This window comes from Cylindrospermum stagnale PCC 7417, from assembly GCF_000317535.1.
Taxonomy (GTDB): domain Bacteria; phylum Cyanobacteriota; class Cyanobacteriia; order Cyanobacteriales; family Nostocaceae; genus Cylindrospermum; species Cylindrospermum stagnale.
Map to the genome: position 1 here is coordinate 6,564,550 of NC_019757.1, position 11,634 is coordinate 6,576,183.

Here is an 11,634-nt window from a genome sequence, read left to right on the forward strand (position 1 = left end):
TCCCGTAATAAGATTTTCATTGCAAAGATGCACGCAGTTTCTTAAAAACTTCTTCGGCTGAAACGCCAATAATTTTACTATTACTTATATCTTCATCCCGTAATTCTGCCTCTTGTAACCATTCATCTGCAATTTGTTGGTCAATTTCACCAACTTGTCCTAAATGTTCAAGCAGACGCGCGACCAATGATGCTAGAGAATTATTTGGTAAGGCAAGGACTTGAGCTTCAAGTTGTTCAAGTGTCATAAATTGTCCAATTTTCCTACATTACACTAATTATAATATCTTACCAAAGCATATTTACACTAACCTTATGCGCTTCTGAATCTTGACCAAATTTAAGAAACAGCAAATTCTGTATATTGCCGAATTTCAGGAGATTTAAAAGCTAAAATGATATGTGCTTTTGGTATTCCCGCAGCGACCAACTCATTTGCAATTCCCTCTTCTGTGCCATCATGTTGAATCCAAAGTTTATGGTCAATTAAATCAATATGTAATAAAGTTCCATAGATACGATAACCATTTTGCCAGCCTGACTCAACTAATAAATAACGATCATTTTTTTCATCTAACACCAGTTCAATTTTAACTTGTTCATCATTGCCAAGAAAATCAGCGTATTCTTCGAGAATATTTTTAATGATTTGACGATATTGATTAGTTAAGGAATCCATCTCACAATTACCTCCTGTTCAATATCAAAGCTAAATAAACGAATAACGCCATCTTCAATTAAGGTTTGACCAGCTTCTTCTTCAAAAACTGTTTTGCAAGTGCTTTCACTCACAGCCAGAAATAATTTATATTCAGGATAATAACGCGCTAATAAATGAGCATACAAAACAAATTGACCAACAGCTTCTTCCAGGTCTTTCATATCCGAGGGACGTGTAAAACTTTTCACCTCAACAGCTATTTTTTCTGTTTCTCGCTCTGCTGCTAGTAATCTTTCTGCTCCTAAATCAACAAATAGGTTTTTACCTCTCGCTAAACGAATCCGCAAAGGGTCATGGAGAATTTTCCAGCCATCTTTGATGAGTGCGTTTTTTACGGTACTGTGATAGATGTCTCTAGCTGGCATACTGCAAAATCAGGTTTGAACGCCTGAGCCTTATACCCATATTTAGTATTTTCTGTCAAGGCGTAAGTTCCATAATAATTGTAATCGAAACATTACCGTCTTTGCAGTTAAGCCCAAATCAGCAAAACATTCTGGTAAAAAAACCCATCCTTCAGCCAACGAACCCAGGATAATGGAGCATAATTAACCTTTATAGCTGTTAACACAACTCTAGAAATTCACTATGAATACACAACCAACAAATCAACCTATTCGCGTCGGTGTCCTCGGTTTTGGTGGACTGGGACAAGCAGCCGCTAAAGTCTTGGCTGGAAAACGGGAAATGATTTTAGTCGCAGTCGCAGACCAAAAAGGCTACGCATACTCTGCTGAAGGTTTAAAAATTGAAGAATGCATTAAAACCTACCAAAGTCAAGGTTCTGTAGGTTATTTAGAACCAGTTGGGACATTATCAAATCAGAGTATTGAAGATTTAATCGCCAGTACCCAAGTAGATGGGTATTTCCTGGCTTTACCCAACTTACCAAATGACTTTATCCCCACTGTCGCTAAAGCGTTTATCAAAGCCGGTTGGCGGGGTGTGCTGGTGGATGCGATTAAACGCACCAGTGCAGTAGAACAACTCTTGGCGATGAAAGAAGAACTAGCAGCAGCGGGAATTACTTACATGACAGGCTGTGGTGCAACGCCTGGATTGTTAACCGCTGCTGCTGCTTTAGCCGCCCAAAGTTACGCCGAAATTCACAAGGTAGAAATTACCTTTGGGGTGGGAATTGCTAATTGGGAAGCTTACCGCGCCACTGTCCGCGAAGATATTGGACATATGCCTGGTTATACTGTAGAAGTTGCTAGGGCGATGACTGACGCCGAAGTTGAAGCCCTATTAGATAAAACTAATGGTGTGCTGACCTTAGAGAATATGGAACACGCCGATGATGTGATGTTAGAAGTGGCGGGAATATGCGATCGCGATCGCGTTACAGTCGGCGGCGTAGTCGATACCCGCAATCCCAAAAAGCCCCTCAGCACCAACGTTAAAGTCATAGGGCGCACCTTTGAAGGTAGAATTTCCACCCATACCTTTACCCTCGGAGATGAAACCAGCATGGCAGCTAATGTCTGCGGCCCCGCCTTTGGTTATCTCAAAGCTGGTAAGCAATTGCACCAGCGGGGTATTTATGGCATATTCACCGCTGCCGAAATCATGCCCCAGTTTGTTAAATAATCCCAAGTCTGTTTAAAACAGTACTTCTCCCATGTGTCTGGAGTCTGTCACCCTTTTGCCTTACAGCAGTTTTTGATTGATTAGATCAGTAGAGACGTTGCATGCAACGTCTCTACAAAATTATGTATTCCATTCACATGAAAACAGCCTTCAGTATCAAATTAGGCGTTGTAAGACTTTATCGTCTCCTCTTCAATTAAAGATGAGGGTGTTTGCATGATAAATGGGAGATTAGCACCCACAAGACCCCGTTGGATACGTTCTGATGTTTCACTGAAAACCACAAACAGAGGATAGATAGTATCAGCCCCCTCACTCAAAATATGGCTGTGGCGGGGGTGCATCAACCACTCATAGTCCTTATCTAGCCAAACCTGGGTTTGTCGCCAGCGTCCCAACAACTCAGAAAAATCTTCATGGGGACGATGAATAAATAGCAAAATTTCGACGCCGGTTTTGATTTTCCACTCCGGATCGCACATCAAAATGGCGACATCACAAGGTAGACAGAGGGTTTGTGAGGTTTTTGTCAGATTGTCGCGAACTCGGACAATCGGTAAAGGAATAGTGATCACACTTTCATCTGGACGGCGGAGACTGGGAATCATCTCCCAGTATGGGCGATGCTGCTTTAATAATGCGATCGCCGCCAGATGATGGCTATACTCAGCCAAGCTATCTTCGTATAGGGATTTTTGCACAGGCATAATTCTGTGAAGTATGAATTAACCAAAATAATCAATCTAGGGGATGGAAATAAGGATGAAATACTAACTGTTGGCTGAATATATACAGTTAGGAAAATAGAATTTTCATCCTTTGAAAGATTATTATCTAGCCCAGGGTTTCAAATACCTTGAACATAGGCAGATACATCGCCAGCAAAATTGTCCCCACCATACCCCCCAAAACTACGATCATAATTGGCTCCAAAATGCTGGTGAGTGCCTTGACAGCCTGTTCGACTTCATCTTCATAGAAATCGGCGACTTTCATCAACATTGCATCTAATTCCCCAGTTTCCTCACCAATACTAATCATCTGAATTGCCATCACCGGGAAAACTTCTGCTTTTTGTAAAGCGATGCTAATCATACCCCCTTGCTGAATTTCTAAACGTGCTGCATCTATGGCATTAGCTACCACCTGGTTTCCTGATGTATCTCGCACAATTTCCAAAGAAGTCAAAATTGGCACACCAGAACGAGTTAAAGCACCAAAGGTGCGGCTAAAACGGGCAATTGAAGATTTTTGAATCAAGTCACCAAACAAAGGCATCTTTAAGGAAAGACGGTCGATGGTTTCGCGACCAACACGGGTTTTGTAATACTGCGTATAGGCAATTCTGAATGCTACAACAATACCGATAACAAGCGCTAACCGCCAACTTCTCAGTATCTCACTACAAGTCATCAAAAATTGGGTGAGAGGAGGCAATTCTACTTTCAAATCTTGGAAAATTTTGGCGAAAATGGGAATTAAGAAAATTGTCATGGCGAGAAAAATAGCAGTTGCCAAAAAACCTACAACCGTTGGATAAGCCAGGGCAGATTTAATTTGGTTTTGTAATCGGGCAACATCTTCTAATAATTTCGCTAAACGATTGAGTACTTCATCGAGAACACCACCAACTTCGCCAGCCTGAATCATACTGACATACAAACCATCAAAACATTCAGGATGCTTACGCATTGAATCTGAAAGATTACCTCCACTTTGAACCTCGGTGCTAATGTTAATCAGCGCTCGTTTCAATTTAGGATTAGTACACTGATCAGACAGCACTCCCAGACTTCTAACTATTGCTACGCCCGCATTCACCAAAGCAGCAAGTTGACGGGAAAAAACAGCTTTATCTCTAATAGAAACCTTGACAAAGGAAGTCTGGAATTTTTTAAAGTCAAAGCTTGTCTGAAAGCCTTGAGATTGTTTAATATCTTGGACTAAAAAACCCTGATCTCTGAGATTAGTACGAGCTTGTATTAAAGATGCGGCAACAACTTTTTCAGTTCTGGATTTTCCTTGGGAGTCCCGAAAACGGGCAAGATAGGTTGGCATAGATTAAGTAATTCAATAATTGGGAAAAAGGTAATTGGGAAAAAGGTAATTGGGAAAAAGGAGAAACTACTACCTATTACCCATTCCCCATTTAAAAGTTTAATGTGCTCTAGCATTTCCTGCGCCGGGTCTTGCCCCTGCTGGTGGCGGTGCAGCAGCACCGATGAGCCGCTGAATTTCATCTGGCTTGGAAGTCTTAGACATTGCTGCTTCAAAGGAGATTGTTCCGGCTTTATATAAATCGGCTAAAACCCTTTCTAGAGTTTGCATCCCCAATTTGCCACCAGTCTGGATAGCTGAGTAAATTTGAGATGTTTTACCTTCTCGAATCAAGTTAGAAATAGCGGGAGTAACGATCAAAATTTCTTGCGCCATTATCCGACCATATTCGCCTTGTTTGGGATTTTTCTTGGGCACTAAGGTTTGGCTAAACACTGCGACTAGGGAGTTAGACAACTGTACCCGCACTTGAGTTTGTCTTTCATGTGGAAAAACGTCAATGATCCGGTCAACAGTCTGGGCGGCTGAACTAGTGTGCAGCGTGCCAAATACCAAGTGTCCTGTTTCCGCGGCCGAAATCGCCAAAGAAATCGTTTCCAAATCGCGCATTTCCCCCACGAGAATAATATCTGGATCTTCCCGTAGGGCTGCTTTCAAAGCATTAGCAAAAGATTTGGTATCTTCGTTGAGTTGTCGTTGGTGAACCAAGCTTTTAATTGGTTCGTAGACAAATTCAATCGGGTCTTCCACAGTCAAGATATGCTCTGCCCTAGTGCGGTTAATCAAGTCAATCATTGCTGCTAGGGTAGTTGTCTTACCAGAACCTGTAGGGCCTGTTACTAGAATTAGTCCTCTGGGCTTTTCGGACATTTCTCGCACTACATCTGGCAGTCCTAATTTTTCAAAGTTAGGAATCTTAGAACTTAATGCCCGCAAGCAAGCGGCATAAGCACCACGCTCTTTATAGACATTCACCCGAAAGCGTGCTAAACCTTTAACTCCATAGGAACAATCCAACTCCCATGTTTGCTCTAAGGTTTTACGTTGGGTGTTATTGAGCATGCTAAAAATCAGCCTTTGGCATTGGTCGGCGGTTAGTGCTTGGTCGCCAATGGGGGTGAGTTTGCCACTCAGACGAAAGTAGGGAGGTAAACCTGCGGATAAATGCAGATCCGAGCCACCCATTTCAATCAACTGCTCCATCAGGTCTTCAATCATCATTTCCATAGTTCTGCTTCCTTTTTGTGAGTTGTAAGTTGTTTTTTCTTTGCTACTGAACTAATGATTAATGACAACTGAATCTAATCTACAAACCGAGGTGTCATACAGTAGGGACAATCTAGCCATTCTGGTTGTAATTCAGCACTACAAGTCAGACAGGTAAGACCACTTTTACGTTTAGCTTTCAACTCAGCTTCCACACCAGTATCAGTAAATGTCACCCGATCCACCTCTTCCAGAGTGGTAGCACCTTGACGCACTAAGTCCAGACTGTAAGCGAGCAATGTTTTCATGCCCTCTTCTACCGCCACTTCCTTAATTCGGTCTGTGGATGCTTCTTTGTTGATCAGGGTTTGTAGGTTTTCGGTGACGCGCATAACTTCATAAACGCCACAACGTCCTTTGTAACCAATGCCATTACACCTTTGGCAAACCTGATTTTTATCTTTAGCTTCTGTAAGGGTTTCTGGTGGGATGACATTAGCTTTGTAGAAAGTTATTCCCACATCTGCGGCAGCTGTTAGACCATAGCGAGCTAGTTCCGCTGTTGTAGGATTATAGGCAATCCGACAATCGCTACAGACGCGGCGCACCAAACGCTGGGCCAACACACCGATTAGAGAACTGGAAACCATGAAAGGCTCAATACCCATTTCTCCCAAACGAGCGATCGCACCAGGGGCATCATTGGTGTGTAAAGTTGTTAATACCAAGTGACCTGTCAAGGCAGCTTCAATCGCTGTTTTCGCCGTTTCCTTGTCCCGTGTTTCACCCACCAGCAACACGTCTGGATCTTGGCGCAAGAAAGCCCGCAAAGCGGTAGAAAAATCTAGCCCTTTCTCTCGAATCACCTGTACTTGAGTAATCCCTGGAAGACTGTACTCAATTGGGTCTTCTACAGTACTGATGTTAATTCCTGGATCATTCTTTTCTGCTAATGCCGAATACAGCGAGGTTGTTTTCCCCGAACCAGTTGGCCCTGTCACCAAAATCAAGCCGAAGGGGCGGCTGACCATCTCCTGGACAATATGCAAAGTCTCAGGATCGGTAATTAACTTATCCAATCCCAATTGGGTCGAGGAGTTATCTAAAATCCGTAGTACCACCTTTTCGCCGTAGCGACTGGGTAAGGTATTTACCCGGAAGTCTACTTTCCGTCCTTCAAACATCCGGCGGATGCGTCCATCTTGGGGTAAACGCCGCTCGGCAATATCTAGATTAGAGATAATTTTAAACCGGGCTGTGACTGCGGGGATGATTTTTTTCGGCATCAGCGGGAAAGCCTCACGCAGCACTCCATCTTTCCGAAAGCGAATGCGTAAGTTTTCTTCTTGTGGTTCGACGTGAATATCGGAAACACCCTCATGCAAGGCTTTGGCCAGGATTCTGTTAACGAGGTTGATGACTGGTGCATCTTCCGCGTCTTTCATCGCTGCCCCCAAATCAGCCTCCATATCATCGGGGGCATCGTCGATGTCTAGGCTATCGAGATTTTCTAAATCCTTACTAATATCTGTTGAGCTTTCTTGTTCCAGGTGCTTTTGCCGCACAGCTAAGTCATCCAAGTATTGGTTGATTAGCTGTTGGTAGTCTTCCTGAGTAATGACCATGCGCTGCAATGCCAAGCCTTGGGGGCGCAAGATGCGGTTCAGGTCATCGGAAGCTTCTAGATTATCCGGATCGACCATTGCCACTAGGACACTGGGCGGGGTTTGGTCTTCGTGTTTCGACAGTGGTATTAAACGATGGCGACGACAGATATCCACTGTGATCAGGCTTTCGATCAAGCTGCCCACCATCGTGTTGCCAACTTGGTTGATTTCCAGATCGAGGGATTCAACACCGTATAGTATTTTTAGTTCAAATAATTGCTGTTTCTTGTATTGCCGGAGTAATTCAGGTGACAGTTGTTGCCCAGTGATTGACTCTAGTACGTCTGTCAATGGTCTGCCAGACTTGCGACTTTCAATCAGCGCCTGTCTCATCTGTTCGCTATTGACATAGCCAGATTGCACCAGCTTGTTGCCGAAGGGCGAAAACTCGGTTCTTGTAGTTAGAGCGGTACTGCGCCGTTGTGGTGACGAGTAAGTCATAAGCAATGAGTAGGGAAACCTCTTGTTAAATTATTCCCAGACTGTGGTGCAGAATGCTCATTTATACTGAATTAAATTTGAATCCAAATTTTTTCGGCTCAAAGACTTTTTCAGTCAGTCCATGACTCACGCTGATCATTGATGGAATATGACTCATGGTCTAATGATGAGATTTTAAGTAGTAATTAGTTAAAAAACTGACTTATGATGGGGGCGACGGGAATTGAGCGCCCCCTCGTCCTCAAGACGTACTATTGGCCCTACCCTACCCGTTCGGGTTACCGCCCTTGGGGCGTCTACGCTAATGGGTTCACCATTTGTCACAATAAGATGATAGTGCCATCACTTCCAGAAAAATGTTGGCAATAAGATCAGCCTCATCTGCCAACCATCAATGGTAACGGTAACAAGATGTGGCTACGCAATGCCATCAACAGCATCTGGAATAAGTAGACAATGATGGACGAAAATAAACAGGTAAACAATACAAGCCAGCAATTGGGTGAACCAACAGAGGTAAAGCAAGTAATGATGAGCGACTCCCCAGCCCAAATTAACTCTAACGAATCTGGCAGCGAGGTTACTGAGCAAGTGGCAGCCCAAACCAATATACCGGGAGATACGGCACTTACACTAGAAGATGGCGTCGCTGCGGCACAGAAGACTGAAGTGGATACGGCAGCAATGGCCGAATTGACTCAACAAATTGAGTCCCTCAAGACACAACTAGAAGAGCGTAGTACTCAATATATGCGGATTGCCGCAGATTTTGAGAACTACCGCAAACGCACCCAAAAAGAAAAAGATGACCTAGAGGTGCTCTCAAAGCGGAACACGATTACGGACTTGCTGCCTGTAGTCGATAACTTTGAGCGGGCGCGAGCGCATCTCAAACCGCAAACCGAAGGCGAGATGACTATTCACAAAAGTTATCAAGGGGTTTACAAACAATTAGTAGATAGCCTCAAGCGCCTCGGTGTATCACCAATGCGCCCTGAAGGTCTAGAATTTGATCCCAACCTCCATGAAGCGGTAATGCGGGAACCTACGGATGAACAACCAGAAGGAACAGTGTTAGAAGAGTTAGTACGCGGATACTTCTTGGGCGATCGCGTGCTACGCCATGCAATGGTGAAAGTGGCTGCTCCCAAGGAAGATGCACCACCTGCACAGGAAAATCAGTCGAATCAAGCTAACAGTTAAGCTGTAGTCGTTGCTTCACTGACTAAAAGTGCCTAGGTTCTAGCGTGAGCATCTGACACCGCCAGCAGAATTGATGCTGTTGACTGCCGGTTTGCCGCATTGTAGCCCGCCCTTTGATTGTTATCTCACACGGGGCGCGGCTCTTTGAGTGAAAACCGCTTTTTGTTGGTCAGACTTGGTGTTGCCAAACGTCAGAGTTGAATTATGCATCTGTGGTATCTGCGGGACACCGGTCAGCAATCAAATATCAAATAACCCTTTGGGCGGAAACTTCTTGCAAGACCCCAGCTATCAGAGTGACAAAGATATTTACGTTAACTCGCGTTGGTAGCAAAATAAGGATAGTCCACAAATATTACTTACAGTTAACAACTTAGTAGAAATACTTAGATATGGGAAAAGTTATTGGGATCGACTTAGGCACTACTAACAGTTGCGTCGCAGTTTTGGAAGGTGGTCAACCGATTGTAATTGCCAATTCCGAAGGTGGGCGAACTACTCCTAGTATTGTGGGTTTTGGCAAGGGTGGCGATCGCTTGGTTGGTCAGTTGGCGAAGCGTCAAGCCGTAACTAATGCAGAAAACACAATCTACAGTATCAAGCGATTTATCGGTCGGCGTTGGGAAGATACCGAAACAGAACGCGATCGCGTACCCTATAGCTGTGTCAAAGGTCGAGACGAGACTGTGGATGTCCAAATTCGCGGACGTAACTACACCCCACAAGAACTATCCGCCATGATCCTTCAGAAGCTAAAACAGGATGCGGAAAATTTCTTGGGTGAAACAGTCACTCAAGCAGTAATTACCGTACCTGCATATTTCACAGATGCCCAACGACAAGCAACTAAAGATGCTGGCACTATTGCTGGACTAGAAGTTCTGCGGATTATCAACGAACCTACCGCTGCTGCTTTAGCCTTCGGTTTGGAAAAGCAAGACCAAGAGCAGCTGATATTAGTATTCGACTTGGGAGGCGGCACCTTCGACGTATCCATTCTGCAACTAGGGGATGGAGTTTTTGAAGTCAAGGCGACTTGTGGTAACAACCACTTGGGTGGAGACGACTTTGATAACTGTGTCGTGCGCTGGATGATGCAGCGCTTTAAGGAAATAGAGAAAGTAGACATCTCCCCAGACAAAATGGCAATACAACGCCTGCGAGAAGCTGCGGAAAAGGCAAAAATTGAACTTTCTAGTATGGTGAATACCTCAATTAACTTGCCGTTTATCACCGCCGACGAAACAGGCCCTAAACATTTGGAGATCGAAATGGGGCGCTCCAAATTTGAAGAACTCACAGGGCATTTAATTGAAGGCGTCATTGAACCAATGAGCCAAGCACTCAAAGACGCAGACCTCAAACCACAAGACATCGATCGGATTATTTTAGTAGGTGGTTCTACTCGCATTCCCGCCGTCCAGAACGCCCTAATCAAGTTTTTCAATGGCAAAGCGCCTGATCGTTCTATCAACCCTGACGAAGCAGTAGCGCTAGGAGCCGCTATCCAAGCTGGAGTTTTGGGGGGAGAAGTCGATAATCTTCTACTTTTGGATGTCACCCCCCTATCTTTGGGAATTGAAACTTTAGGAGAAGTATTCACCAAAATCATTGAACGCAACACCACAATTCCTACCAGCAAATCGCAGGTTTTTTCCACAGCAGTTGATGGGCAAACCTCTGTGGAAATTCACGTCCTCCAAGGTGAACGGGCCATGGCGCGGGATAACAAAAGTCTCGGTAAATTTCTCCTAGCCGGAATCCCCCCATCTCCCCGTGGTGTACCGCAAATTGAAGTATCTTTTGAAATAGATGTCAACGGCATCCTCAAGGTTAGTGCCCAAGATAAAGGCACAGGTAGAGAGCAGAGTATCCGGATCACAAATACGGGTGGTTTGAGTAACAGCGAAGTTGAACGGATGCGGCAAGAAGCCGAATTATTTGCCGAAGAAGACAGAAAACGTAAAGAACTTGTTGAACTCAAAAATCAAGCAGATAATTTGTTGTTTAGTTACGAAACTACCTTAAAGGATAATAGTGACTTTATTGGCGAGCAAATCAAAGACTTGGCGAATGAAAAAGTTTTACAACTCCGAGCCGCAATGATTGATCAGAGCAAGTCCATAGCAGAGTTGCAGCAACTCCTTGAAGAATTCCAACAAACTCTATTTTCCATTGGTGCAGAAGTATATAACCGAGCTAACGGCCAAACTGACGAAGACAATGATGAGGTTAAAGATTCAACAGATAGTTCTATTTCCTTTACCCCAGACTCAGACGCTCCGATGAGTGGGACGCTAATACCACAATTCAACTTTGATTTTGACGAAGAAAGTACCGCTCAGGCTGATTATGAGGCGATAGATTAGATAATGGGTAATCTGAGGAGACAAGAAACAGACGAATTCAAAAATTTCTCCTTGTCCTCCTTGCCCCTCAGTCAAGAGTCCCCACAATTTCGACGACCTGCCAAACCTGGTTTTATCCCCCAAAGGTTTGCTAGATTGTAGAAGCGAATTGCCGTAGGCTAGATGATTTATTAGTACAGATGTGATCAAATGTATATAGGGAGTTTTCCACACCTGATAGTGCGGATAGCCCCTCTGGTTGAAGAGGGAGATTTACCCACCTAGGTAGCACAATTGTAAAAGAGACAGCTTCAGCCAGCAAGAAGTTCGTAGGTGCGGAGCGACTGCCCGCAAGGTGAGTCTGATTCCTTTGTTTATGACTTCTGTATTTTTTGTCGTCT

The 11,634-nt window shown here is 44.1% G+C and carries 9 protein-coding genes and 1 pseudogene; 3 read left to right on the top strand and 7 right to left on the bottom strand.

From position 1 onward, the window contains the following. Positions 1–16: 16 nt before the first annotated feature. The 3 genes from CYLST_RS27810 to CYLST_RS27820 all read right to left on the bottom strand — a co-directional run bounded on the left by CYLST_RS27810 (position 17) and on the right by CYLST_RS27820 (position 1,085). Positions 17–247, bottom strand: coding sequence for an addiction module protein (locus CYLST_RS27810; protein ID WP_015211072.1), 231 nt, complete (start codon positions 245–247; stop codon positions 17–19). 92 nt (positions 248–339) lie between these two features. Then, complete coding sequence (locus tag CYLST_RS27815; protein ID WP_015211073.1) at positions 340–678, bottom strand: XisI protein; 339 nt, start codon at positions 676–678, stop codon at positions 340–342. Then, on the bottom strand, positions 666–1,085 hold the full coding sequence (locus CYLST_RS27820; protein ID WP_015211074.1) for a XisH family protein: 420 nt from the start codon (positions 1,083–1,085) through the stop codon (positions 666–668). Before CYLST_RS27820 ends, CYLST_RS27815 begins: the two co-directional genes overlap by 13 nt. A 223-nt stretch (positions 1,086–1,308) precedes the next feature. Between CYLST_RS27820 and bioU the strand changes: the two genes are divergently transcribed. After that, positions 1,309–2,310 (top strand): (S)-8-amino-7-oxononanoate synthase BioU, encoded by a 1,002-nt coding sequence (bioU, locus tag CYLST_RS27825; RefSeq protein ID WP_015211075.1) that lies wholly within the window; start codon positions 1,309–1,311, stop codon positions 2,308–2,310. A gap of 161 nt (positions 2,311–2,471) precedes the next feature. On the opposite strand, the gene CYLST_RS27830 is transcribed toward bioU, so the two are convergent. From CYLST_RS27830 to CYLST_RS27845, 4 genes and pseudogenes are all read right to left on the bottom strand, one after another. Further along, positions 2,472–3,017: a hypothetical protein gene (locus CYLST_RS27830; RefSeq protein WP_015211076.1), complete on the bottom strand. Its 546-nt coding sequence runs from the start codon at positions 3,015–3,017 to the stop codon at positions 2,472–2,474. Positions 3,018–3,144: 127 nt separating this feature from the next. Beyond that, positions 3,145–4,368: a type II secretion system F family protein gene (locus CYLST_RS27835; RefSeq protein WP_015211077.1), complete on the bottom strand. Its 1,224-nt coding sequence runs from the start codon at positions 4,366–4,368 to the stop codon at positions 3,145–3,147. Positions 4,369–4,467: 99 nt separating this feature from the next. After that, positions 4,468–5,601 (bottom strand): annotated as a pseudogene (locus CYLST_RS27840) (type IV pilus twitching motility protein PilT); the annotation flags it as partial. Between the two features lie 68 nt (positions 5,602–5,669). Next, a complete protein-coding gene (locus CYLST_RS27845) occupies positions 5,670–7,682 on the bottom strand; it encodes a GspE/PulE family protein (RefSeq protein WP_015211079.1) in 2,013 nt (670 codons plus the stop codon). A gap of 456 nt (positions 7,683–8,138) precedes the next feature. Here CYLST_RS27845 and grpE point away from each other — a divergent pair, with 456 nt between their 5' ends. Further along, the gene (grpE, locus tag CYLST_RS27850; protein WP_015211080.1) at positions 8,139–8,885 is read left to right on the top strand and encodes a nucleotide exchange factor GrpE; all 747 of its coding nucleotides are present in this window, start codon (positions 8,139–8,141) and stop codon (positions 8,883–8,885) included. Between the two features lie 392 nt (positions 8,886–9,277). Further along, positions 9,278–11,254: a molecular chaperone DnaK gene (gene dnaK / locus CYLST_RS27855; protein ID WP_015211081.1), complete on the top strand. Its 1,977-nt coding sequence runs from the start codon at positions 9,278–9,280 to the stop codon at positions 11,252–11,254. The last annotated feature ends 380 nt before the right edge of the window (positions 11,255–11,634 follow it).